Source organism: Curtobacterium sp. MCBD17_026 (assembly GCF_003234895.2).
Lineage (GTDB): Bacteria > Actinomycetota > Actinomycetes > Actinomycetales > Microbacteriaceae > Curtobacterium > Curtobacterium flaccumfaciens.
Genome location: NZ_CP126281.1, coordinates 3,031,591 through 3,054,397 on the forward strand (window position 1 = coordinate 3,031,591; position 22,807 = coordinate 3,054,397).

Annotated in this window: 22 protein-coding genes; 8 read left to right on the forward strand and 14 right to left on the reverse strand. The window is 70.8% G+C overall.

What is annotated here, in order from left to right:
• Nucleotides 1–74: 74 nt before the first annotated feature.
• Together DEI85_RS14405 and DEI85_RS14410 are read left to right on the forward strand one after the other, a co-directional pair.
• A complete protein-coding gene (locus DEI85_RS14405; protein WP_146248955.1) occupies nt 75–923 on the forward strand; it encodes a hypothetical protein in 849 nt (282 codons plus the stop codon).
• A gap of 63 nt (nt 924–986) precedes the next feature.
• Complete coding sequence (locus tag DEI85_RS14410) at nt 987–1,508, forward strand: ribonuclease H family protein (protein WP_110861060.1); 522 nt, start codon at nt 987–989, stop codon at nt 1,506–1,508.
• 155 nt (nt 1,509–1,663) lie between these two features.
• Here the strand turns inward: DEI85_RS14410 and DEI85_RS14415 are convergent, their stop codons facing one another.
• Nucleotides 1,664–4,234, reverse strand: a complete 2,571-nt coding sequence (locus DEI85_RS14415; protein WP_110861062.1) for a DEAD/DEAH box helicase — start codon at nt 4,232–4,234, stop codon at nt 1,664–1,666.
• Between the two features lie 122 nt (nt 4,235–4,356).
• Between DEI85_RS14415 and DEI85_RS14420 the strand changes: the two genes are divergently transcribed.
• Nucleotides 4,357–5,370, forward strand: a complete 1,014-nt coding sequence (locus DEI85_RS14420) for an LLM class flavin-dependent oxidoreductase (RefSeq protein WP_111122833.1) — start codon at nt 4,357–4,359, stop codon at nt 5,368–5,370.
• Between the two features lie 478 nt (nt 5,371–5,848).
• Here DEI85_RS14420 and DEI85_RS14425 read toward each other — a convergent pair whose 3' ends face one another.
• The gene (locus DEI85_RS14425; protein WP_181436289.1) at nt 5,849–8,281 is read right to left on the reverse strand and encodes a beta-glucosidase H; all 2,433 of its coding nucleotides are present in this window, start codon (nt 8,279–8,281) and stop codon (nt 5,849–5,851) included.
• A gap of 223 nt (nt 8,282–8,504) precedes the next feature.
• Here DEI85_RS14425 and DEI85_RS14430 point away from each other — a divergent pair, with 223 nt between their 5' ends.
• On the forward strand, nt 8,505–9,095 hold the full coding sequence (locus DEI85_RS14430; RefSeq protein WP_084741272.1) for a TetR/AcrR family transcriptional regulator: 591 nt from the start codon (nt 8,505–8,507) through the stop codon (nt 9,093–9,095).
• A 48-nt stretch (nt 9,096–9,143) separates the two neighbouring features.
• Here DEI85_RS14430 and DEI85_RS14435 read toward each other — a convergent pair whose 3' ends face one another.
• From DEI85_RS14435 to DEI85_RS14445, 3 genes are all read right to left on the reverse strand, one after another.
• Nucleotides 9,144–9,461: a hypothetical protein gene (locus DEI85_RS14435; protein WP_146237681.1), complete on the reverse strand. Its 318-nt coding sequence runs from the start codon at nt 9,459–9,461 to the stop codon at nt 9,144–9,146.
• 110 nt (nt 9,462–9,571) lie between these two features.
• A complete protein-coding gene (locus DEI85_RS14440) occupies nt 9,572–10,303 on the reverse strand; it encodes an SAR2788 family putative toxin (protein WP_111122831.1) in 732 nt (243 codons plus the stop codon).
• On the reverse strand, nt 10,300–11,088 hold the full coding sequence (locus tag DEI85_RS14445) for a S8/S53 family peptidase (protein WP_146248954.1): 789 nt from the start codon (nt 11,086–11,088) through the stop codon (nt 10,300–10,302). Before DEI85_RS14445 ends, DEI85_RS14440 begins: the two co-directional genes overlap by 4 nt.
• Nucleotides 11,089–11,230: 142 nt before the next feature.
• Here DEI85_RS14445 and DEI85_RS14450 point away from each other — a divergent pair, with 142 nt between their 5' ends.
• Complete coding sequence (locus DEI85_RS14450) at nt 11,231–12,094, forward strand: NAD-dependent epimerase/dehydratase family protein (RefSeq protein WP_111122958.1); 864 nt, start codon at nt 11,231–11,233, stop codon at nt 12,092–12,094.
• Between the two features lie 3 nt (nt 12,095–12,097).
• On the opposite strand, the gene DEI85_RS14455 is transcribed toward DEI85_RS14450, so the two are convergent.
• Together DEI85_RS14455 and DEI85_RS14460 are read right to left on the reverse strand one after the other, a co-directional pair.
• The gene (locus tag DEI85_RS14455; protein WP_258376226.1) at nt 12,098–13,684 is read right to left on the reverse strand and encodes a DUF7059 domain-containing protein; all 1,587 of its coding nucleotides are present in this window, start codon (nt 13,682–13,684) and stop codon (nt 12,098–12,100) included.
• Nucleotides 13,681–14,046, reverse strand: a complete 366-nt coding sequence (locus DEI85_RS14460) for an ArsR/SmtB family transcription factor (RefSeq protein ID WP_071245119.1) — start codon at nt 14,044–14,046, stop codon at nt 13,681–13,683. Before DEI85_RS14460 ends, DEI85_RS14455 begins: the two co-directional genes overlap by 4 nt.
• A gap of 103 nt (nt 14,047–14,149) precedes the next feature.
• Here DEI85_RS14460 and DEI85_RS14465 point away from each other — a divergent pair, with 103 nt between their 5' ends.
• Complete coding sequence (locus DEI85_RS14465) at nt 14,150–15,403, forward strand: MFS transporter (protein ID WP_111122829.1); 1,254 nt, start codon at nt 14,150–14,152, stop codon at nt 15,401–15,403.
• A gap of 149 nt (nt 15,404–15,552) precedes the next feature.
• Here DEI85_RS14465 and DEI85_RS14470 read toward each other — a convergent pair whose 3' ends face one another.
• Nucleotides 15,553–16,002 carry a TIGR02611 family protein gene (locus DEI85_RS14470; RefSeq protein WP_111122828.1) on the reverse strand — a complete coding sequence of 150 codons (450 nt, stop codon included), beginning with the start codon at nt 16,000–16,002 and terminating at the stop codon, nt 15,553–15,555.
• Between the two features lie 130 nt (nt 16,003–16,132).
• Nucleotides 16,133–16,465 carry a TraR/DksA family transcriptional regulator gene (locus DEI85_RS14475; RefSeq protein WP_111122827.1) on the reverse strand — a complete coding sequence of 111 codons (333 nt, stop codon included), beginning with the start codon at nt 16,463–16,465 and terminating at the stop codon, nt 16,133–16,135.
• Nucleotides 16,466–16,515: 50 nt separating this feature from the next.
• Between DEI85_RS14475 and DEI85_RS14480 the strand changes: the two genes are divergently transcribed.
• Nucleotides 16,516–17,553, forward strand: coding sequence for an LLM class flavin-dependent oxidoreductase (locus DEI85_RS14480; RefSeq protein WP_111122826.1), 1,038 nt, complete (start codon nt 16,516–16,518; stop codon nt 17,551–17,553).
• A 49-nt stretch (nt 17,554–17,602) separates the two neighbouring features.
• Here DEI85_RS14480 and DEI85_RS14485 read toward each other — a convergent pair whose 3' ends face one another.
• Nucleotides 17,603–18,061 (reverse strand): ASCH domain-containing protein, encoded by a 459-nt coding sequence (locus tag DEI85_RS14485; RefSeq protein WP_220038919.1) that lies wholly within the window; start codon nt 18,059–18,061, stop codon nt 17,603–17,605.
• Nucleotides 18,062–18,185: 124 nt separating this feature from the next.
• On the opposite strand from DEI85_RS14485, the gene DEI85_RS14490 reads away from it, so the two are divergent.
• Entirely contained in the window at nt 18,186–18,632 is a 447-nt protein-coding gene (locus DEI85_RS14490; RefSeq protein ID WP_181420090.1) for a DUF2510 domain-containing protein, read from the forward strand.
• Nucleotides 18,633–18,647: 15 nt separating this feature from the next.
• Here DEI85_RS14490 and DEI85_RS14495 read toward each other — a convergent pair whose 3' ends face one another.
• From DEI85_RS14495 to pyrG, 4 genes are all read right to left on the reverse strand, one after another.
• On the reverse strand, nt 18,648–19,628 hold the full coding sequence (locus DEI85_RS14495; protein ID WP_111122824.1) for a site-specific tyrosine recombinase XerD: 981 nt from the start codon (nt 19,626–19,628) through the stop codon (nt 18,648–18,650).
• Between the two features lie 38 nt (nt 19,629–19,666).
• On the reverse strand, nt 19,667–20,266 hold the full coding sequence (locus DEI85_RS14500; RefSeq protein WP_110861088.1) for a DUF1349 domain-containing protein: 600 nt from the start codon (nt 20,264–20,266) through the stop codon (nt 19,667–19,669).
• The gene (locus DEI85_RS14505; protein ID WP_071245128.1) at nt 20,263–20,838 is read right to left on the reverse strand and encodes an NUDIX domain-containing protein; all 576 of its coding nucleotides are present in this window, start codon (nt 20,836–20,838) and stop codon (nt 20,263–20,265) included. Before DEI85_RS14505 ends, DEI85_RS14500 begins: the two co-directional genes overlap by 4 nt.
• Before the next feature lie 178 nt (nt 20,839–21,016).
• Nucleotides 21,017–22,681, reverse strand: a complete 1,665-nt coding sequence (pyrG, locus tag DEI85_RS14510; RefSeq protein WP_284183433.1) for a CTP synthase — start codon at nt 22,679–22,681, stop codon at nt 21,017–21,019.
• Between the last annotated feature and the right edge of the window lie 126 nt (nt 22,682–22,807).

The window sequence follows — 22,807 nt, forward strand, 5'->3', positions numbered from 1 at the left end:
CGAGTCCGGCTCGGTCCGCTCCCCGCACTCGATGACGCCCCTCGCGCCCGCTACGCTGCCGACGAGGGGGAACGATGGGACGAACACGGACCGCGACGACCGCGGTGATCGGCTCCGCCCTGGTGGGGCTGCTGCTCACAGGGTGCACGGCGTTCGGCGGCGACGACGCGATCCCGACGCCGACGCGACAGGCGGCCGAACGCACGGCGGAGCCCGCGCCGGATCCGACGCGCGACACCGATCGGGTCGAGACCAAGACCGAGCCCGAGCACGAGCCCGAGCAGGCCCTGCCCGCCGGCACCGTGGCGGCGGAGACCGACGTCGTCTCGCCGAGCGGTGACACGAGCATCCACGTCCGCGTCGTGGCGAACGACAACGGAACCTTCGACGCGCAGCTGTCCCACTACCGGACGACCAATCCGCAGCCGATGCGTCTGGAGTTCCGACACCGGCCCGCGAAGCCGCTCGACGGCGAGGACGGCTTGGTACGGGACTTCGTCGAGTGGGACGCCTCGGTTGCTCCTCCGGCCTCGTTCACGATGGGGCAGTCCGGCCCGCGGCCCGACTACCTGCGCAGTGTCGTCCTCGTGCCGGCGACGGTGGCCGACGAGGACTCCTCCGAGCGCCCGTGGGCGGGGTCCGTGCTCGCCGCCGCCGACCTCACGTGGAAGATCCCGAACCCCTACCCCGACCTCCGGGTCGCCGTCGGCAAGGACCGACCGGGCGCCTACGGCATCGTCACCGACGTCGACGGCCGACCGGCGAACTACCTGGTCGCCCACGGCGACGAGCTCTCGACGGTCGCGGAGCGGTTCGGCGCCACGCCGGCGCAGGTGCAGTGGATGAACCCCTACATGGAGCAACGCGCCGACGACTGGCTGCTCGAGGGCAGCACGCTCAACATCGACCCCGCTCGGCGTTGAGCCGAGGGGCCGGGCCGGTCCGTTACGGTTGACCAGCACTCGGCACCACCAGGAGGTCCCATCGTGACGATCGTCGCCGCCGCAGACGGCTCAGCCCTCGGCAACCCCGGCCCCGCCGGCTGGGCCTGGTACGTCGACGACGACCGGTGGGCGGCCGGCGGCTGGCCCCGTGCGACGAACAACATCGGCGAGCTCACCGCCGTCCTGCAGCTGCTCCGCGCCACGAAGGACACCGGTGAGCCGCTGCACATCCTGTGCGACAGCCAGTACGCCATCAAGGCCTGCACCGAGTGGCTCGCCGGCTGGAAGCGCAAGGGCTGGCGGAAGGCCGACGGCAAGCCGGTCCTCAACGTCGAGATCATCAAGGAACTCGACGCTGAACTGCAGGGCCGCAAGGTCACGTTCGAGTGGGTCCGCGGCCACGTCGGTCACGAGATGAACGAAGCCGCCGACGTCCGTGCCCGCGGCGCTGCCACCGCGTTCCAGAACGGCACCGACGTGCCGCACGGTCCGGGCTGGCCGGGAGCCGAAGTCGCGGAGCCGTCCGCGCTGCCTGACGCGACCCCGCCCGCGACCCTCTTCTGACCCTTCCGGGCGGTCAGTAGGTCCCGTCGCGCCGTTCCTGCTGCGTGATCTGGTCCCCCGACGCCGGGTCGACGCCCGAGCGCGTGGTGGTCGTGGTGCGGCGACCCCCACGCCGGAGCGGCCCCGAGCCCCGAGCCGACACCGCCCCGCCCCGCTCAGTCGACGTCGACCTCGGCCCACCCGTCGAACCGCCCGATCTCGGTGACCCGCACGACGGCCTCGCCGACCTCGTCCGAGGCGTCCAGGTCGATCGTCGCCGAGAACCCGAAGTCCTTGTCGCCCTCGGGGTCGGCGAAGATCTGCCGTGCCTTCCAGACACGGGGTGACGCCGTGGCACCACTCTCGTCCAGCACCAGGTACTGCATCGAGCGCGCGTCAGCATCGGTGCCGATGGTGTCGTGCTCCTCGTAGTACTCCTCGAGCACGTTGTCCCAGGCCGACCGGTCGAAGCCGACGGTCGCGTCGAGTTCCCCGAGCCCGTCGATGTCGTCGGCGGCGGCGAGCAGCACCCGCTGGAACAGGGCGTTGCGCACGAGCACCCGGAACGCCCGCGGGTTGCCGGTGAGCCGTGCGGGCTGCGGCGGCGCGATCTCCTCGTGCTCCTCGGAGGCCAGCAGGACGTCGCCGTTGAGCAGCGCCTCCCACTCGTCGACGAGCGAGGAGTCGGTCTGCCGCACGACCTCGCCCAGCCACTCGATCAGGTCGTCGAGCTCCTGGGTCCGCTGTTCCTCGGCGATGGTCTGCCGCATGGTCCGGTACGCGTCGGACAGGTAGCGGAGCACGAGCCCCTCGGAGCGGGTGAGCTGGTAGAAGCGCACGAAGTCGCCGAAGGTCATCGCGCGTTCGTACATGTCGCGGACGACGGCCTTCGGGGACAGCTGGAAGTCGAGCACCCAGGGCTGTTCTGCGGCGTAGGCCTCGTACGCGGCCTCCAACAGCTCGGACAGCGGGCGAGGCCAGGTGACCTCCTCGAGCAGCTCCATCCGCTCCTCGTACTCGATCCCCTCCTGCTTCATCCGGGCGACGGCCTCGCCGCGCTCCTTGAACTGCTGCTGCGACAGGATCGCTCGCGGGTCGTCGAGTGTGGCCTCCACGACGGACACCATGTCCAGCGCGTAGGTGGGAGAAGAAGGGTCGAGCAACTCGAACGCGGCGAGCGCGAACGGTGACAGCGGCTGGTTGAGCGCGAAGTTCGGCGCGATGTCGACCGTCAGACGATAGCCACCGTCGACCTTCTCGATCACCCGGGCGTTGATGAGGGTCCGGGCGATGACGAGTGCCCGCCGGGCCATCGCGAGCTGCCGGGAGCGCGGTTCGTGGTTGTCGTAGACCAGCGACCGGACGTCCGCGAAGGCGTCCCCGCCACGGGCGACGACGGACAGCACCATCGCGTGCGTGATCCGCATGCGCGAGACCATCGGCTCGGGCTCGGCTGCGATCAGCCGTTCGAACGACGCCTGCCCCCAGGACACGAAGCCCTCGGGCGCCTTCTTCCGCTTGATCTTGTTCTTCTTCTTCGGGTCGTCGCCGGCCTTGGCGACGGCGCGGGCGTTCTCGATGTCGTGCTCGGGTGCCTCGGCGACGACGTCACCCTCGGTGTCGTACCCGGCGCGTCCGGCACGACCGGCGATCTGGTGGAACTCCCGCGCGGACAGCTGGCGCATCTTCGTGCCGTCGAACTTCGTCAGCCCGGTGAACAGCACGGATCGGATCGGCACGTTGATCCCGACGCCCAGGGTGTCGGTGCCGCAGATGACGGGCAGCAGGCCGCGCTGGGCGAGCTGCTCGACGAGCCGTCGGTACTTCGGCAGCATGCCGGCGTGGTGCACGCCGATGCCCGCCCGGATCAGGCGCGACAGGGTCTGTCCGAACCCGGCGCTGAACCGGAAGCCGGCGATGGCGTCCGCGATCTGGTCACGGCGTTCGCGCGTGGCGACCTTCGCCGACATCAGCGACTGCGCCCGTTCGAGGGCTGCGGCCTGGGCGAAGTGCACGATGTAGATCGGCGCCTTGCCCTCCTCGAGCAGCCGTTCCACCGTCTCCTGCACGGGCGTCATCACGTACTGGTACTCGAGCGGCACGGGTCGGGAGACACCGGTCACGCGGGCGGTGGGCCGTCCGGTGCGTCGGGACAGGTCGTCAGCGATCGTGGTGACGTCGCCGAGGGTCGCCGACATGAGCAGGAACTGCGCACGCTCGAGCACGAGCAGCGGCACCTGCCACGCCCAGCCGCGGTCGGGGTCGCCGTAGAAGTGGAACTCGTCCATGACGACGACGTCCACGTCGGCGTCCGGCCCCTGCCGCAGGGCCAGGTTCGCCAGGATCTCGGCGGTGCAGCAGACGATCGGCGCGTCGGCGTTGACGCTCGAGTCACCGGTGACCATGCCGACGTTCTGCGCACCGAACAGCTCGACGAGCTGGAAGAACTTCTCGGACACCAGCGCCTTGATCGGCGCCGTGTAGTAGCTCCGCTTGCCCTCGGCGAGCGCCGCGAAGTGCGCGCCGGCCGCGACGAGCGACTTCCCGGTGCCGGTCGGCGTGCTCAGCACGACGTTCGCGCCGGAGACGAGCTCGATGACCGCTTCGTCCTGCGCCGGGTACAGCGGCCGGCCGCCCTCGGCGGCCCAGTCCGCGAAGGCCTCGTAGACCTCGTCGGGGTCGACGACGCCGTCCACCGCCGCCGGGATCGCGGCGACGAGCGGGGGCACGGTGGTGACGTCGGTCATGTGCCCATCCTCCCAGGTGCGCATGTGCCGGACGGGAGGCCCGGTGCGGCGCCGCCACGGGCCTCCCGTCCGCCCGGTCACCGACTCGGGCCCATTTTGATACGTGCGCATAGACTCGCGTCATGCGCGAACTCGGCTTCCTATCCTTCGTCCCGAACCACGGTGGCACCGGGGGCGCCGCCGGCGCCCTCGAGGACGGGCTGCGCCTGTTCGAGACCGCCGAGTCGCTCGGCTACGGGACGGGCTGGGTGCGCGGACGGCACTTCGAGCCGTACCTGACGAGCCCGATGACCTTCTTCGCGGCCGCAGCGCAGCGCACCAGCAGCATCGCGTTCGGCACCGCCGTGCTCGGCATGCGCTACGAGGACCCGGTGCGCCTGGCCGAGGACGCCAGCACGGTCGACCTGCTGAGCGGCGGCCGGGTGCAGCTCGGCATCAGCACGGGCATCGCCGGGTACGGCCCGATCCTCGACCCGGTGTTCGGCACGGTCGACCGCAGCTTCCGCGACGAGGCCGAGGCGCGCGCCGCACGCCTGCTCGAGGTCCTGCAGGGTGAGCCCCTCGGCAGTGCCGGCAAGGGCTACGAGAGCATCCCCGCCGGGGCCGACCTGACCCTGCAGCCGCTCAGTCCGGGCCTGCGCGACCGCGTGTGGTGGGGCGGCGGCAGCATGGGCACGGCGGTCCGCACAGCCGAGAAGGGGCTCCTGCTGCACTGCTCGACCCTGAACACCGAGGACACCGGTGCGCCGTTCGCCCAGGCGCAGGCCGACCAGATCGCCGCCTACCGCGACCGCTTCGCCGAGCTCCACCCGCAGCGCGAGTCCAAGGTCGCCGTGGGCCGGATCGTCGTGCCGCTCCTCGACGACCACGACCGCGCCGTGCACCAGGAGTTCCTGACCGGCTACGCATCGGGCATGGACGACGAGGGCCGGCCGCTCTCGGGCACGCCACCGTTCCGGTTCAGCAAGGTCCTGTCCGGCGAGCCGGCCGCCATCGTCGACGCACTGCTCACCGACCCGGCTGTCACCGCCACCGACGAACTCGTCATCACCCTGCCGGCGAACGGCGACCGTGCGGCGCACGAGCGGATCCTGCGCATCGTGGCCGAGGAGATCGCACCCGCCGTGCGGGCCTGAGCACCGGCACCGCCGGCCTGATCACTGCGAGCCTGCCACCGAGAGTCAAGGGCATCCGGTGGGCTCTGGACGAGTTGGTGAGTCTCACAGAGCCCGACCGGATGACCATCTCGTCCCTGATCCGTACGAGATGGTGCACCCATCGTTCCACCTACCGAGCGGTTTGTCACACCGATCCGCGCACCCGGGACGTAGAAAGTTGACCAAGTGTCACCCGTTTTTCCGATGCGGGACGAAGTGCGGGAACCGGTTCACCGATGCGGTTCCGCGCCGGAACGACGAATGCGTCCCCGCGCGGACGCGGGGACGCATTCTGGGACGCACCGGGGAGGCCAGGGCAACAACGGCCGGATCAGGAGACCGAGTCGCTCACCCAGCGACCCCGTAGTCGGTGCGTGCGCGGACGGTAACCAGCCGACTCGCGCAGAACGATGTTACTGAATGGAGTTGGGAGCTGCGCGGAAACCGGACGACTTCGTCACTCCAGTTCGAGGGACGCGGTTCCGGCGTCGTCGACGACCGAGGCGCCGACGTGCAGCGTGAAGGTCCCCGACTCGTACTGCCACGAGCCGTCCCAGTGGGCGAAGGCACGCGCCGGGACCTCGATCGAGACCTCCGTCGAGGCGCCCGCGGCGAGCCGGACCGGGGCGAACCCGACCAGCCAGCGCACCGGGCGGTCGACCGCCGACTCCGCACGGGACGCGTAGACCTGCACGACGTGCTTGCCGGCGCGGTCGCCCGTGTTCGCGACGGTCGCCGTGACGATGACGGCGTCGCCCTCGCGCACGGTCGGGGTCGCGGAGACGCCCTCGATCGACCACGTGGTGTAGCCGAGGCCGTGCCCGAACGGGTACGCCGGCTCCGTGCCGGCCCGCAGCCAGGCCCGGTAGCCGACGTGGACACCCTCGTCGTAGGAGACCTTGCCGTCCACCGGGGTGACGTCGAGCACCGGGACGTCGGCCATCGCGACGGGCCACGTGGTGGGCAGGCGGCCGCCGGGCTCCTGCGCCCCCGTCAGCACGCCGGCCAGGGCGTTGCCGTACTCCTGCCCGCCGAACCAGGTCAGCAGCACCGCGGCGACGTCGTTCCGCCACGGCATCTCGACCGGTGACCCGGCGTTGACGACGACGACCGTGTTCGGGTTCGCCGCGGCGACCGCGCGCACCAGGTCGTCCTGGTGGCCGGGCAGTGCCAGCGAGGACCGGTCGTAGCCCTCGGACTCGACCTTCGAGTTCGTGCCGACCACGACGACCGCGACGTCCGCACCGCGGGCTGCGTCCACCGCGGCCTCGATGAGCACGGCGGGGTCGTCGTCCGACGGCTCGGTGCCGAACTGGTACGCCAGCACCCCACCGAGCGTCTCGTCCTGCACGATGTCGTACTCGATGCGGATCGCGACCTGCTGCCCCGCCGTCACCTCGACCGGCACCGACCGCGCCGGCGGGTTGAGGAACGCGGCACCGAGCTGGTCACCCTCGAACGGCACGTCCTCGTCGAGCAGCAGCTCGCCGTCGATCCACATGCGTGACCGTCCGGCCGCGCCGATGCCGAACCGCACGGTCCCGGTCGACTCCGCCGTGTAGGTGGTGGTGATGTCGAGCCGGTCGGCTTCGCGCGTCGGGGCGTCGCCGCCGAACCAGAACAGCGCCGTCGCGCGACGGTCCTCGACGAACAGCTCCTCGCCGTCCTTGACGAAGGCGACCCGGGCTCCGGGCTCCCCGGTGCCGGGGTTCGTGATGGTGGACAGCGGGAACTCTGCGATGCCCTCCTGCACGACGGCGCCGATCGCGTAGTCCACGCTCGCGCCGGGGAACGCTGAACGAATGCCGTCCAGCGGTGACACGACCTGCGACGGCACGACCGTGGCCGAGCCACCGCCCTGCGTGCGGGCCTGGTCGGCGTTGTGCCCGATCACCGCGATGCGTGACACGGCAGGGGCGTCGAGCGGCAGGACACCGGTGTTGCGGACCAGGACCGTGCCCTCGGCCTCGGCCTCGCGCACGAACGCGATGCCGTCCTCGACGTGTACGGGCGACGCGGCGACGGGCTCGAAGCCCTCGAGCGCGCCGACGCGGGCGGCCAGGGTCAGGATCCGGCGGACCTTGCGGTCGATCGCCGCCATCGGCACCTCGCCGGACTGCACGGCTGCGAGCAGCGGGCCCTCGCTCCACCACGGGTTCGGCCCGGGCATCGCGACGTCCTGCGACGCCTTCGCCGAGTCCACCGAACGCACACCGGTCCAGTCGGACACGACGATCCCGTCGAAGCCCCACTCCGAGTTGAGCGGGGTCTCGAGCAGGTCGCTCTCCGACGCCGTCACGCCGTTGATCGCGTTGTACGACGACATGATCGCCCAGGCGTGCGCCTCGGTCACGGCCTTCTCGAACGCGAGCAGGTACAGCTCGCGCAGGGCACGGTCCGACACCTCGGTCGACGCGGTGAAGCGGTCGGTCTCGTAGTCGTTCGCGATGTAGTGCTTCGGGGTCGCGGCGACACCGTTCTCCTGCACGCCGTCGACGTACGACGCGGCCAGGTCGCCGGTGAGCACCGGGTCCTCGCTGAACGCCTCGAAGTGCCGGCCACCGAGCGGGGACCGGTGCAGGTTGATGGTCGGGCCGAGCACGACGTCGACGCCCTTGCGGCGGGCCTCCACCGCGGCGGCGGCGCCGTAGCGCTTCGCGATCGCACGGTCCCACGACGCACTCAGCGCGGTCGCCGACGGCAGGTTCAGCGACGGGTCCCGCTCGTCCCACACCTCGCCGCGCACACCCGACGGACCGTCCGACATCAGGATGCGGCGCAGCCCGATCTTCTCGATGGGCCAGGTGGTCCAGAAGTCACGTCCGGTGAGCAGCTGCACCTTCTCGTCGGTGGTCAGCTGGCCGAGGAGCGCATCGATGCGCTCGGTCATCGGCGTCGCCGGACTGGAGGCAGTGCTCGCGTCGTTCACGGTGGTCACGGTGGTCGGTCCTCTCGTTCAGGGCCGCGGGGCGCCGCCTGGACGGCCGGGGCCTCGTCGCCCCACCCACCATCCACCGGGTTCGCCGCCCGCGCTGGCAGCTCCTGCACCGTACCACCCAAAACCAACCGTTGCTTGGTTTCTCCGGGTCTCCTGCGGGCGGTACAGTCTGGCCATGGCACGACGGGGTTCGTACGCAAAGGGCATCGCGAAGCGCGAGGAGATCCTCACGGTCGCGCTGGACCTCGTGGCGTCGCAGGGCTTCCGGCGGACGAGCATCAAGGACATCGCCGACGCCGTGGAGCTGACCCAGGCCGGACTGCTGCACTACTTCGACTCGAAGGACGAGCTCTGGGTCGAGATCCTCCGCCGCCGCGACGAGCTCGACCTCGCGCACGACTGGCAGGCCGCGGACCCGGCAGCGCTGCTCGCCGCGATCGTGCGGCACAACGCCGAGGTCCCCGGGCTGGTGCAGATGTTCGTCAACCTGTCCGCCGCGGCAGCCACCGACGCCGAGCACCCGGCGCACGAGTACTTCCGCGAGCGCTACGAGCGAAGCCGCCGCGACCTGTCCGCAGACTTCCGGACCATGCAGCAGGACGGCCGGCTGCGCACCGACATCGACCCCGACGAGCTCACCAGCGTGCTGCTCGCGGTGTCGGACGGCATGCAGATCCAGTGGCTCTTCGACCCCACCCGCGACATGGCCGAGCACGTCGAACTCGTCGCCCGCCTCGCGATCGCCCAGGTCACCCCCACCGCCTGACGGGAGGCGCAGCGCACGTCCGCACCGAGCCTCCCGCCGGCCAAGTGGTCAGGGCAAGCGCACGGCAGCGAGTTCGTCCGCCGCGGTGCTCCACGCGCGGACCTGCGTCTTCGAGAGGGGTTCCTCCGGAGACATCGACCAATCTGAGATGTTCCGGCCCCGCATCTCCCGCGCGAGGTGGTCACGCACCGCTCGCTTCGAATCCGTCGACAAGGCCGCTCCGTAGTGCTCCGCACCAGGAACGTCGGCCAGTTCGGTCAGGTACGCCTGGCAGAACCAATCCGCTGCTTCGGCCCGCAGGTACGGGCTCTCGAGCGTGGCGTACCAGCGGCGGAAGAACTCGTCGTACGGGCCAGAGTCCTGCATGAACCCACCAGAAGCAAAGAGGAGTTCACGGACCCGCTGAGGGGTGAGCCCGCGGGCGGCTCGGACGGCATCACCGATCCTTCCCCCGTCGACGAGGCTCGCTATCTCGCTCATTTCACCCATCCATTGCTGATGTGACCGCCGGTCGACGTCCGAACGGTGATCGTCCGCCCGCTGTATCGCCACGTGTAGTCGATGTGGTCACGCGCCTTCGCTGAACGTCCGTTCGCGACAGCCCTGCTCATGAGGTCTGCGACCTTTGCACGGGTCGTACCACCCACGTACCGCCAGTTGTGCTTCCGCGCCATGATATGAGTCCACTTCGACGTTGTGAGGGACAGCGCGTACTTCTTCGCGGCGCTCTGGATCGCGGCCTTCGAGAACTGGCGGATGGCCATCTGGATACCCACACGAGCAAGCACCACCAGGATCAGCGGCAGAACCTGCGCTTCGGTGGCTGTCGTGTCGATGAAGTGCGTCTCACCTGTCGAGTCCGAGGTGAGGAGCGCGGAGAAGTTCTCGTCGTCGACGATCGTGAGGTCGCTGATCGAGTACGTGTCCTCGAGCGCATCCCCCTCTTGGGCAGTCTCAACGCTCACCGTGTCGATCACGTTGCCGTCGATCGCGACGACAGCCTCACCGTCCATCCCGAGTTCCGACTCGATCTGGGTGGAGACGGACGCCTCACCAGCAGGATTCCCTTCCGTCACCACGGAGATGTCGACGGCCGCCGCATCAGGATCACGGTCCACGGGTTCGGCAGACGCGGGCGCGACAAGGCTGAACACCATCACTGCCGTCACCAACACGCCGACGGGCGGTGTCCACTTGGAGAGCTTCATTGGTTCTTCCTTTCGGTACACCGCAGCACTGGAACGCCGCGGTCGTCTTTGACGCCACGACGCTGCGCGTCGCGGAGCAAGTCATCGCGGGACACAGGCCACCCGGCACAACGGATCACCGCGGCGACGGCCGATGCGGCTGCGATGCTCGTCCCGGAGACCTCACCGCCAGAGCCGAGGTCGACGTCAACACCGAGTGCGCTGACGTCGCCGTCACGTGGCGACGTCGACGCCCGTGCCCCGGAGTGATCCACACTGGACACCGAGAGCACGGATTCGTGATCAGCGGGGAAGGACCTCGCACCGATCAATTCGTTTTGCATGCTGCTCACCACGAGGACGTCGTTGCGATCCGCGTTCCGCAAGGCAGCCCGAAGCGCGGCCGAGTCGAAGCGACTGCTCAGAGCGATCAACACGATGTCGGCTCCACTGCCGACGGCCCATTCCACGCCTTGGGCGATTGAGTCCGGAGTGGCGGGGTGATTCGGCGTCGCCACTCGTACGTCGAGAAGTGATGGGGTTCCCTCACCGAACTCGGCGAGAACTGCCGCCGCGAGCAGGTCAGCATGGCCATCAGGCGACTCGTCCGGAAGGTTCGGCGCGATCCAAGTTTGTGCTGCACCCGTTCGCCCGAGGGATGGCGTCATCCCGCCGTCCACGATCGCGATGGTCCGCTCGCTGGCTTCACCCGCCGGTGCCCACATCGGGTCGGACGAACAGCCGGCAAGGCTCGATGACAGCACGACCGCCGCAACGATCGTTCCTCGCCGAATCACGATGCCCAAACTGGCATATGAGCGTTGAAATTTGCAATGACAAATTGTGTCAGCTCCGGGGTACGGACAGGGCCTGGTCGCGTCAGGTGCGGCGGGGCAGGATGGTCGGTGCCCGCCAGGGTGTGTTCCGACGACGATGTGGAGTGACGCGATGACGCGTGTAGTGGTGACCGGTGGCAGCGGCAAGCTCGGACGAGCGGTGGTGCGCGACCTCGATGCGCACGGGTACGACGTGGTCCTGCTCGACCGTGTCCCCTCGCCGGACAAGCCCGAGCGTGTCCCGTTCGTGCGGATCGACCTGACCGACCACGGCCAGGTCCTGAACGCCCTGCTCGGCATCGACGACCGGTACGACCACGTCGACGCCGTCGTGCACCTCGCGGCGGTGCCGGCCCCGGGGCAGGTCCCCGACGTGGCCCTCATCACGAACAACGTGACCTCGTCGATCAACGTCTTCCACGCCGCCCGTGCCGCGAAGATCAAGAACGTCGTGTGGGCGTCGAGCGAGACCCTGCTCGGCATCCCGATGGGCGAGCACCACCCGCCCTACCTGCCCGTCGACGAGGAGTTCGCGGTCCGCCCGCAGTCGTCGTACTCGCTCGGCAAGGCGGTGGAAGAGGAGATGGCCCGCCACTTCACCCACTGGGACCCGGAGCTGAAGATGATCGGCCTGCGCTTCTCGAACGTGATGGACGAGACCGACTACCCGGCGTTCCCGTGGGACGCCACCCCCGAGGCGAAGACGTTCAACCTTTGGTCGTACATCGACTCCCGCGACGGGGCCCAGGCCGTCCGCCGGGCGCTCGAGGCCGACCTGACCGGGTTCGAGGCGTTCGTCATCGCGAGCCCCGACACGGTGATGGACACCCCGACCATCGAGCTCGTCGAACGCTTCGTGCCGGACATCGAGCGCCGTGCCGACATCGACGGCGTCAGCTCGCTGCTGTCGTCGGAGAAGGCCCGCGAACTCCTCGGCTACACGCCCGAGCACAGCTGGCGCGACCACCGCGCCTGATCGTCAGGCGGCGGGGACGAGCAGCCCGTCGAGCACCAGGTCGCGCGCCGCCGGCAGCAGGTCGGTGGCGAGCGCCTGCTCGTCCACCCCGGTGATCTGCGCGAGCGCGCCGATGATCGCGGCGACGGACAGGTCGCCGTCGCACGCACCGACGAACGCCGCGAGTGCGGTGTCCGCGTCCACCCGGCGCCCGAGTCCACCGCCCTGCACCAGGGTCATCACGGTGGGGTCGTCGTTGCCCGGCCAGTAGTACCGCTCCTCGGTGACGTCACCGGCCACCGACAGGTGGGCGGCGGCGAGCGCGGCGTCGTCGTGCGCGGCCAGCCAGGCTGCCGCGTCGAGGACGCGCGCGACCGTCGCGCCGAGGCCCGCGGGGTTGGAGCCGAGCGTCTCGGGGACGCGCTCGAACCGGCGGAGGCCGGACGGGCCTCCCGGCAGGGGGCGACGCACCACGACGTAGCCGAAGCCGACGCCGGTGACGCGACGGTCCGAGAAGTCGTCGAGCCAGGCACCCATCAGGGTGTCGAACTCGGCCGTGCCGGGCTTCGTCCCGCCGTCGCGGATCCAGGTCTCGGCGTAGGACGTCGGGTCCTGCCGCTCGCGCTCGATCACCCACACGTCGAGGTCGGTGTCGGCGAACCAGGCGCGCACGCGGTCCAGGCCGTCGACGCCCCAGTGGTACTCCCAGTTGCCGAGGAGCTGAGCGGTGCCACCGGGCTCCAGGTGGGCCTCGAGGCCGCGGAGCACCGTCTCGACCAGGGCGTCGCCGACCATGCCGCCGTCCCGGTACTCGTACGACGGGACGCCCTCGCGACGGGGTGTGATGACGAAGGGCGGGTTCGAGACGATCCGGTCGAAGCGCTCCCCCGCGGCCGGTTCGAACAGCGAGCCGAACCGGAAGTCGATGCCGTCGATGCCGTTGAGCCGGGCGTTGAACCGGGCGATGTCGAGGGCACGGCGCGAGATGTCGGTGGCGACCACCTGGTCGGCGAAGCGCCGCGCGTGCATGGCCTGGATGCCGCACCCGGTGCCGAGGTCGAGCACACGCTCGACCGGGACGGGCACCTGCAGGCCGCTCAGTGTGGTGGTGGCGCCACCGATGCCGAGCACGTGTTCCTCGCTGATGGCGTGCCCGAGGGCGAGCTCGCCGAGGTCGGAGACGATCCACCAGCTACCGGCGCCGAGGTCGTCGACGAAGGCGTAGGGGCGCAAGTCGACGGTGGGGTGGACGAGCGTGTCGGCGCCTTCGCCTTCGCTGCGCAGCAGGCCCGCGGCGATGACGGCGTCGAGCCCGGCGGCCGGGAACGTCGCCGCGGCCTCGGCCCGCGCCACCGGCCGGCCGAGCACGAACAGCGTTGCCAGGGTGCCGAGCGGCGTGGTCTCGCGGGCGGCGAGCGCACGGAGGGCGGCGACCCGCGAACCGCGGTGCAGCGATGCGGCGGCCTCGGCGCCCCACAGCGAGTCGAGCCGGTCGACGGTGAAGCCGGCCGCCGTCAGGTCTGCGGCGAGCGCCGGAGTGACGGCAGGGTCCGCGACGATCGACGGAAGCGTGTGCGCAGCGTCCACGCCGGTGGTCGCGCCGGCGCTCACGAGGCGATTCCCTCGCGCAGCAGGGCCGCGGGGACCTGCCAGTCGAGCACCAGGTCGAGGAGCCCGGGGAACCGCTGCTGCACGTCCTCGACGCGGACGCGGCTGACGCGGGTCAGGCCCTCCAGGTGCTGCTCGAGCAGACCGGCCTCGCGCAGGACTCGGAAGTGGTGGGTCAGCGTGGACTTCGGCCGGTCGATGCCGACCCAGCCGCAGCTGCGCTCACCCCCGGCCGCGTCGACCAGGTAGCGGTGCAGGATCGCGAGCCGGATCGGGTCGCTCAGGGCGTCCATCACGACCGGGAGGTCCATCTCGGCCACGGACGGCTGCGGCAGCCGTTCAGGAGCATCGACGTGCGCGGGCATGGACGGGACGCTACCACCGTTCGGCTTGCTGTACGACTTGCGTCGTACTGTTCGATTGCGGTACGAATGCAGTCGTACTGCACGGAGATGGAAAGGGGTGCGCATGCACCAGTCAGCTCGTTCGGTCGCCGGGTTCTGGATCCTGGCGGCGATGCTCCTGGTCTCGGTCGCGTCGTCGGCCGTGCCGTCGCCCATCTACCCGGTCTACGCAGCCGAGTGGCACCTCACCCCGCTCATGCTCACCGGGGTCTTCGCCATCTACGTCGCCGGCCTGCTGGCGAGTCTGCTCGTCGCGGGTCGCCTGTCCGACCACGTCGGCCGCAAGCCCGTGCTGGTCGTCGGTGGCCTGGGCGTGGCGCTGTCGCTCGGCCTGTTCGCGATGGCGGACGGGGTCGTCGCACTCATCGTCGACCGGATCGTGCAGGGCGTCTCGGTCGGGCTGCTCATCGGGGCTCTCGGCGCGGCCCTCATCGACAACTCCCTCGAACGCCACCCCACCATGGCCGGCGTGCTGAACGGCGTCATCCCGCCGATCGCCCTGGCCACCGGCGCGATGTCGAGCGGCGCGCTGGTGCAGTGGGGTCCGGCGCCCGAGCAGCTCGTCTACCTGCTGTTCGGCGCGCTCCTCGTGCTGCTGGTGCTCGCGCTGTTCGTCGTCCCCGAGCAGGTGCAGCGCCGCCCCGGTGCACTCCGGTCCCTGCGCCCGACGATCAGCGTGCCGCGGTCCTCACGCCGGCTGTTCCGCGGCGTCGCCGGCTCGCTCGTCGCCAGCTGGGCCCTCGGCGGCATGTTCCTGTCGCTCGTCCCCTCGGCGCTCGGCACGGTGTTCGGCATCACGAACCACTTCGCCGCCGGTGCGCTCATCGCCGTGGTCACCGGCGTCGGCGCCCTGACCGGCCTGGCGATCCAGCGGATGGACACCCGTCGCGCGGTCCTGCTCGGGCTCGTCGCGCTCGTCCTCGGCCCGATCGTCACCGTGTCGTTCGTGTTCGCACACTCCCTGCCGGGCATGGTCGTCGGCAGCGCGATCGCCGGTGTCGGCTTCGGCGCCGGGTTCCAGGCGCCGCTGCGGATGCTGCTCGCCACCGCCGCCCCGACCCACCGCGCCGGACTGCTCTCCACGATCTACGTCGTCAGCTACCTGGCGTTCGGGGTGCCCTCGGTCATCGGCGGGCTGCTCGAGCCCTCGGTCGGTCTGGTCCCGGTGATCGCCGGGTACGGCGGCTTCATCGTGCTCGCCGCGGTCGTCGCCCTCGTGCTGCAACTGTCGTCGAAGGACGCCGCCGAGGTCGAGGAGCACGCCGCCGAGGTCATCGAGCGCACCGCGACCGGCTCGATCCGGGTCGCGGCCGAGTAGGCGCGCCCGGCACGGTGCGACGCGCTCGCACGGTGCGGCGATGCCCATTCGGTGCGAGATCGATTGCTCGGTGCGGGCCAGCAGCGCCGCACGGAGCCATCAGCCTCGCACGCGGTGACCAGCACCGCACGGCGCCGACCGCCGCGGCGCTAGTGGCCCGGTCGCGCCGAGTTCGCCCCGCGAGCGCGCGCACGCACCCCGACCGTCCGCGCCGCACCGGTGTGCGCAGCATCGACGTCGGCCTTGCCTCGGTCCGCGGCCTCGCGCAGGCGCTTCGGCCCGTGCCGCTTGGCCCAGTCCCAGAAGCGGTGCAGCTGCGCCCGGAGCCACGTGATGATCCTGTGGAAGAAGTGGAACTCGCTCGCCAGCACGGTGAGACCGATGAACACGACGAGCCACCCCGGGCCCGGCAGCGGCACCAGGATCAACCCGACGATGACGACGATCCCGCCGACGATGCCGACGAGCACCTTGTAGAGCAGGTGCACGTGCGGCCGCGCGTGGATCCACGTGCGCAGGCGGTGGAACCACTGGAAGCGCTGGCGCGGCGCGCCGTCGGCCCGGGCGTCGCCGGGTCGGTCGTTCGGGTCGCCGTCCATGCCGAAAACGTAGGGCGCGCGGCTGGGAATCAGCGGCGCACGCGGTGGACGCGGGGTGCGCATGCCGGGAGGCACGGGGCGGGGGCAGGCCGCGCCTCCCGGCCGTCAGGCGGCACTGATCGCGTACCCCTCACGCGTGCGCGACGCACGTCGCCGCCCACGGGACGGCGGCCAGCCGGGCCTCCGGGATCCGCTCACCGCCGACCGTGCAGCGGCCGTAGGTGCCGTCGTCGAGTCGTGCGAGCGCTGCGTCCACCTGGCGGATCCGCAGCCGGGCACCGTCGCGGACCGCACCGAGCGAGCCGCGTTCCCAGGCCAGGGTCGCGCCCTCCGGGTCGTGCTCGTCGTCGGAGTTCGCGTCCTGCCGGGCGTCGCTGACGTCGCGCATGCTCCGCTCGACCGCAGCGAGCAGCCGTGCGTTGCGGACGCGTTCGGCCTCGAGCGCGGGGCGGGGGTCCTCCATGCCGGCCACGGTAGTCGCGGCGGAATGGCCCTGCCTCCGGATGCGTTCGCATGGACATGACGAAGATCGGGTTCCTGTCGTTCGGACACTGGCGTGACGTGCCGGGGTCGAAGGTGCGCAGCGGGCGGGAGGCCCTGGTACAGGCGATCGACCTCGCCGTCGCAGCCGAGGAAGCCGGCGTCGACGGCGCCTACTTCCGCGTCCACCACTTCGCACCGCAGCAGGCCGCACCGTTCCCGCTGCTCTCCGCCATCGCCGCGAAGACCAGCCGGATCGAGATCGGCACCGGCGTCATCGACATGCGCTACGAGAACCCGCTCTACATGGCGGAAGAAGCCGCGGCCACCGACCTCATCTCGGGAGGGCGACTGCAGCTCGGTGTCTCGCGGGGATCACCCGAGACCGCCCTCGCCGGCTACCAGCAGTTCGGCTACGTGCCCGACGCCGCTGACGAGAACGGCGGTGACATGGCCCGTGCGCACACCGACGTGTTCCGCCGCGCGATCGCCGGCGAGCCGATGGCCCATGCCAATCCGCAGATGACCGGCTCGGTCGGGTCCCTGCCGATCTCCCCGCTGTCCGACTCGCTCGGCGACCGCATCTGGTGGGGCGCCGGCACCCGCGTCACCGCGGAGTGGACCGCCGAGCACGGCATGAACCTGATGTCCTCGACCCTGCTGACCGAGGACACCGGTGTGCCGTTCGACCAGCTGCAGGCCGAGCAGATCGAGCGCTTCCGCCGGGTGTGGTCCGAGTCGGGCTGGGACCGCGAACCGCGCGTCTCGGTCTCGCGCAGCATCATCCCGATCATCGACGACGAGTCGCGCCACTACTTCGGCGTCCGCGCGCAGGTCGAGGGGCAGGATCAGGTCGGGCACCTCGACGGCGGGCTGGCCCGGTTCGGCCGGTCCTACATCGGTGAGCCCGAACAGCTCGTCGCGGAACTCGCGGCCGACCAGGCCGTCCGTGCTGCCGACACCGTGCTCGTCACCGTGCCGAACCAGCTCGGCGTGGACTTCAACGCCCGGCTGCTCGCCGCCGTGCAGGACGTGTTCACCGAGGTCGACGCGGAGCCGGTCCCCGCCTGACCCCGGATCGGGATCGGGATCGGGCTCGGGCTCGGGCTCGGGCTCGGGCTCAGCCGTTCGGCCAGAGCAGCCGGAACCGCTCGCACACGACCGGCATGTCCGGCGCGAACCCGCGCGGGTTCTCCGAGTGTGCGCGCCAGAACGCCTCGTGCACGGTCCGCCAGTGCTCGAGCGTCCGGTCCCCTTCCCCCTCGGCCCAGGCGTGGTCCGCGCCGACCTGGTCGAACGGCACCACCCGGACCACCGTCGTCTCGATGACGGCACGGGGCGCACCGGAGCCGTCGGTCACGATGCCCAACTCGTCGGCTGCCGGCAGCGGGTCACCGGTCGCCTCGTAGTCCCAGAGCGACGACGCCGTGCCGACCTTGACCCCGTCGACCACGAGCTGCAGGAGCGCGTCCGCCTGCTCCGGGGTCGCGCCGAAGGACCACGCCTCCGGAACGGCCGTCGGGAGACTCGGACGCTCACGGCGTCGCGCGGTCCAGAATTCGTCGAGCGTCGAGGGCACGCCCCGACCGTAGTGCACCGGCCCGGTCCCCCCTTGTGCTGACACCCGGCTGGGGACTGGGGCGAGGCCGACCGCGCTCCTAGGCTCGGGAGCGTCGATCCACCCCGCACCTCGAGGAGCAACCGTGACGCTGCCGGCCGCAGGCTGGTTCCCGGACCCGCAGGACGCCCGTCGTCTGCGCTGGTGGGACGGTCGCACCTGGGGCGCAGCCACGCGAGTCCCTGCGGCCGCCACGGAACCGGTCACGCCGATCGTCGTCGCTCCGGTGGGGCCGTCGTTCTCGGTGCAGACCGCAGCGATCCGGACGGACGCGTGGGCATCGGGCACCACCGGCGACCGTCGGCTCGGTGTGTTCACGGTGCTCGCGGTGCTGCTCGCCGTGGTCTCGGTCGTCGCGAACCCCTGGGGCCTGGCGGGACTGCTCGCGGTGGCGTGCGGCGTCATCGGCATCGTCCGTCCCGGGGCCGTCGGCGCCTGGGCGGTCCTGGCGCGGAGCGCTTCGGCGAGCGCGCTCGTCGTCGCGGTGACGACGACGGTCATCGCCGCGTCGGCCCAGTTCCACCTGTTCTGAGCGCGCAGAGCGCGCCTACCGCCGCGCCCGAGGGTGCGCCGTCTGGTACACGTCCCGCAGCATGTCCGCCGTGACCATCGTGTAGATCTGCGTCGTCGCGACACTCGCGTGCCCGAGCAACTCCTGCACCACGCGCACATCAGCACCACCCTCGAGCAGGTGCGTCGCGAACGAGTGCCGGAACGTGTGCGGTGACACGTGCGCCTCCAGGTCGGCGGCAGCAGCGGCGGCCTGGATCACGAGCCAGGCGCTCTGCCGTGACAACCGCGCTCCACGGGCACCGAGGAACAGCGCCGGTGTCGAGGGCCCGCGCGCCGCGAACACCGGCCGTGCGCGCACCAGGTAGGCGTCGATCGCGGCCCGGGCGAAGCTGCCGAGCGGCACGATCCGCTGCTTGTTGCCCTTGCCGGTGACCTTCACGACGGAGAGCTCGCCGTCGGCATCCGACAGCGTCGTCACGTCGTCGACCGACAGCCCCACCGCCTCGGAGATCCGCGCACCGGTGGCGTAGAGCAGCTCGAGCAGGGCCTTGTCGCGCAGCTGGACGGGGTCGTCGGCGTCGACGGCTACCGCCCCGAGCAGCCGTTCCATGTCTTCGACGGGGATCGCCTTCGGCAGCCGCATCGGGGCCTTCGGCGGCCGGACGGCGGTGCCGGGGTCGAGCGGCAGCCAGCCCTCCCCCGCGGCGAAGGCGGTGAACGAGCGCACCGAGCTGAGCATCCGCGCGATCGACCGCGGTGCGAGCGGACCTTCCGGTCGGGTGGCCAGGTGTGTCACGAACCCCGAGACGTCCGCCCGTGCCAACCGTGCCACGTCCCGCAGCGCCGAGGACCCCCCGGCCCGGTCCGCACCGTCGGACTTGACGACCGGAGCGGCCGCCAACCACGACGTGAACACGGCGAGGTCCCGCCGGTACGCGGACAACGTGTGCTGCGAGAGCCCCCGCTCAATCGCGACGTGCCGCAGGTACGTCTCCACGGCACGGTCGAGGGGCATCACCTCAGCAGGCTAACCGGCGCGGGGCAACCCACCCGTCAGTGCAACGCCTCGTCCGGTGCGCCCACGCGGAACCCGGTGAACGTCACGGTCAGCCCGGCCCGCGTCGGCCCGGCGCACAGCAGCCCCGCGGACACGTCGGCGTCCGGGTCGAGGTACGCGACCCGGACGAGGCGGGACTCGTCACCCTCGGCCCACGCCCGGATCGTCACGGCGTCACCATCGCGGCTCGCGCGGACGGTCACCACCCGGCCCGCCCACTCCGGCACGGGCGACACCGACCAGTCCGAGAACCCGCGCGTCACCACGGCGCCGAGCTGCGGCGCTCCGTCCGAGAACTCCACGCCGGCCTTGATCCAGGTCTGTTCGTCGACGCGCAGGAACACCCCGGCCTGGTCGAACTGCTCGGTGAAGTCGAGCACGAACGACGCCTCGACCGAGAACGGCCCGTCCGTCGGCTGCAGCAGCGCGTGCTCGGAGTCGTGCACGAACCCGTACGAGGTGGTCCGCCAGGCGTCACTGCCCTCGACCGCGGTGACGCGGAACACGTCGCCGTCGAACTCGGCGGCCTCCGGCTCGTGCGTCCACGTACCCGTGGCGACCAGGTCGCGCAGACCGTCGGCCGCGGACCCGCTCACTTGCCGCGCTGTTCGATGGCCTCGACGGCGAGCGTCGCGACGACGAGGGCCGAGTTGTTGAGCCGACCGCCCAGGATCCCCTCGAGCAGCTCCGCCCGCGGGACCCAGCGCGTCACGATGTCGGCCTCTTCCGCCTCGCGCTCGAACGCGGACTCGGTCGACCGGACACCGCGCGCCCGGTAGATCTGGATGAACTCGTCGCTGCCACCCGACGACGTGTTGTAGCGGACCAGGGGCTCCCACGTGTCGGCCTCGAGGTCGGCCTCCTCGCCCAGCTCGCGCTTGGCGGCCGTCAGGTGGTCCTCGCCCTCCATGTCGAGCAGACCCGCGGGCAGCTCCCAGTCGCGCAGCCGCACCGGGTGCCGGTACTGCTGGATGACCAGGACGCGGCCCTCGTCGTCCTCGGCGTACACGGCGACGGCACCCGTGTGGTCGATGTACTCGCGGACCATCGAGTCGCCGTTGTAGGCGACGGTGTCGCGGCGCACGTCCCAGACGGCTCCCTCGTACACGACGGTGGATTCGGTGACCTCGAAGGAGGCGGACTCGTCAGCGATCGGTGCGTCTGTCACGTCTCCATCCAAGCACGCGCGCACCTGACGCCCCCATCGGAACCAGGTTCCGGACACAGCACCGCGTCGTTCCGTGGTTCCGCGTCCGGAACCAGGTTCCGTGGACGCGACCCCACGACGGACGGGAGGCGCGGTGCCAGCTGGCACCGCGCCTCCCGTCCGATCGTGAGACCGGCGCTTACGCGACCTGCTCCTCGGTCTGCGGGTCGAACAGGCTGGACGCCTCGTGGCGCTCGATCGCGGCCGCGACGAGCCCCGCGAACAGCGGGTGCGCATCGGTCGGACGCGAGCGGAGCTCCGGGTGCGCCTGCGTGGCGATGTAGAACGGGTGCACGTCGCGAGGGAGCTCGACGTACTCCACCAGCGTGCCGTCGGGCGACGTGCCCGAGAAGACGAGGCCGGCGTCCGCGATCTGCTCGCGGTACTTGTTGTTCACCTCGTAGCGGTGACGGTGCCGCTCGGAGGCCTCCGGCGCACCGTACAGCTCCGCCGCCAGCGAGCCCTCGGTGAACGACGCCGGGTACAGGCCCAGGCGCATCGTGCCGCCCAGGTCGCCGCCGGCGATGATGTCCACCTGCTCCGCCATCGTCGCGATGACCGGGGTCGAGGTCTCCGGGTCGAACTCGGTGCTCGACGCGTCGGTCAGACCGACCTCGTGGCGGGCGTACTCGATGACCATGCACTGCAGGCCGAGGCACAGGCCGAGCGTCGGGATGCCCTGCTCACGCGCGAACTTCAGCGCGCCGAGCTTGCCCTCGATGCCGCGCACGCCGAACCCGCCGGGGATGCAGATGCCGTCGACGTCGCCGAGCTGCTTCGCCGCGCCCTCGGGCGTGGTGCAGTCGTCGGACACGACCCACTTCAGCGTCACCTTGGCGTCGTGCGCGAAGCCGCCCGCACGGAGCGCCTCGGTGACCGACAGGTAGGCGTCCGGCAGGTCGATGTACTTGCCGACCAGGGCGATCGTGACGGCCTTCTTCGGCTCGTGCACGGCCTTCAGCACCGGGGTCCACGCGGTCCAGTCGACCGGACCGGCATCGAGCTTGAGCGCGTCGACGATGACCTGGTCGAGGCCCTGGTTGTTCAGCAGCGTCGGCAGGTCGTAGATCGAGGGGACGTCCACGGCGTTCACCACGGCGTCCTCGTCCACGTCGCACATCAGCGCGATCTTGCGCTTGTTCGACTCCGACACCGGACGGTCGCTGCGCAGCACGAGCGCGTCGGGCTGGATGCCGATCGAGCGGAGCGCGGCGACGGAGTGCTGCGTCGGCTTGGTCTTCTGCTCACCCGAGGCGTTCATGAACGGCACCAGCGAGACGTGCACGAAGAACACGTTGTTGCGGCCGAGCTCGTGCCGCACCTGTCGGGCGGACTCGATGAACGGCTGCGACTCGATGTCGCCGACGGTGCCACCGACCTCGGTGATGATGACGTCGGGCTGCGGGTCGTTCTGCGCCTGCTCGCGCATCCGCCGCTTGATCTCGTCGGTGATGTGCGGGATGACCTGCACCGTGTCGCCGAGGTACTCGCCGCGACGCTCCTTGGCGATCACGGTCGAGTACACCTGACCGGTCGTGACGTTCGCGGCCTGCGACAGGTTGATGTCGAGGAAGCGCTCGTAGTGCCCGATGTCGAGGTCCGTCTCCGCACCGTCGTCGGTCACGAAGACCTCGCCGTGCTGGAACGGGTTCATGGTGCCCGGGTCCACGTTGAGGTACGGGTCGAGCTTCTGCATGACGACCTTGAGGCCGCGAGCCGTGAGCAGGTTGCCGAGGCTGGCCGCCGTCAGGCCCTTGCCGAGAGACGAGACGACCCCGCCGGTCACGAAGATCTGCTTCGTCACCTTCGGGGTCGAGATCGAAGAATTGGTACCGCCGCTGAGAGTGTCCGCCACGGGATTCCATCGTACGTCAGAACTGCCGGGAGGCGCGACCTCGGTTCGCCGTGGGCGTTGCGCGGGTGGGCGGCC

What these genes read in the sequence shown, in the direction of transcription:
- DEI85_RS14405 (WP_146248955.1), top strand. Translation starts at nt 75, where the DNA reads ATGGGACGAACACGGACCGCGACGACCGCGGTGATCGGCTCCGCCCTG.
- DEI85_RS14415 (WP_110861062.1), bottom strand. Translation starts at nt 4,234, where the DNA reads ATGACCGACGTCACCACCGTGCCCCCGCTCGTCGCCGCGATCCCGGCG.
- DEI85_RS14420 (WP_111122833.1), top strand. Translation starts at nt 4,357, where the DNA reads ATGCGCGAACTCGGCTTCCTATCCTTCGTCCCGAACCACGGTGGCACC.
- DEI85_RS14425 (WP_181436289.1), bottom strand. Translation starts at nt 8,281, where the DNA reads ATGACCGAGCGCATCGATGCGCTCCTCGGCCAGCTGACCACCGACGAG.
- DEI85_RS14430 (WP_084741272.1), top strand. Translation starts at nt 8,505, where the DNA reads ATGGCACGACGGGGTTCGTACGCAAAGGGCATCGCGAAGCGCGAGGAG.
- DEI85_RS14435 (WP_146237681.1), bottom strand. Translation starts at nt 9,461, where the DNA reads ATGCAGGACTCTGGCCCGTACGACGAGTTCTTCCGCCGCTGGTACGCC.
- DEI85_RS14440 (WP_111122831.1), bottom strand. Translation starts at nt 10,303, where the DNA reads ATGAAGCTCTCCAAGTGGACACCGCCCGTCGGCGTGTTGGTGACGGCA.
- DEI85_RS14450 (WP_111122958.1), top strand. Translation starts at nt 11,231, where the DNA reads ATGACGCGTGTAGTGGTGACCGGTGGCAGCGGCAAGCTCGGACGAGCG.
- DEI85_RS14460 (WP_071245119.1), bottom strand. Translation starts at nt 14,046, where the DNA reads ATGCCCGCGCACGTCGATGCTCCTGAACGGCTGCCGCAGCCGTCCGTG.
- DEI85_RS14465 (WP_111122829.1), top strand. Translation starts at nt 14,150, where the DNA reads ATGCACCAGTCAGCTCGTTCGGTCGCCGGGTTCTGGATCCTGGCGGCG.
- DEI85_RS14470 (WP_111122828.1), bottom strand. Translation starts at nt 16,002, where the DNA reads ATGGACGGCGACCCGAACGACCGACCCGGCGACGCCCGGGCCGACGGC.
- DEI85_RS14475 (WP_111122827.1), bottom strand. Translation starts at nt 16,465, where the DNA reads ATGGAGGACCCCCGCCCCGCGCTCGAGGCCGAACGCGTCCGCAACGCA.
- DEI85_RS14480 (WP_111122826.1), top strand. Translation starts at nt 16,516, where the DNA reads ATGGACATGACGAAGATCGGGTTCCTGTCGTTCGGACACTGGCGTGAC.
- DEI85_RS14495 (WP_111122824.1), bottom strand. Translation starts at nt 19,628, where the DNA reads ATGCCCCTCGACCGTGCCGTGGAGACGTACCTGCGGCACGTCGCGATT.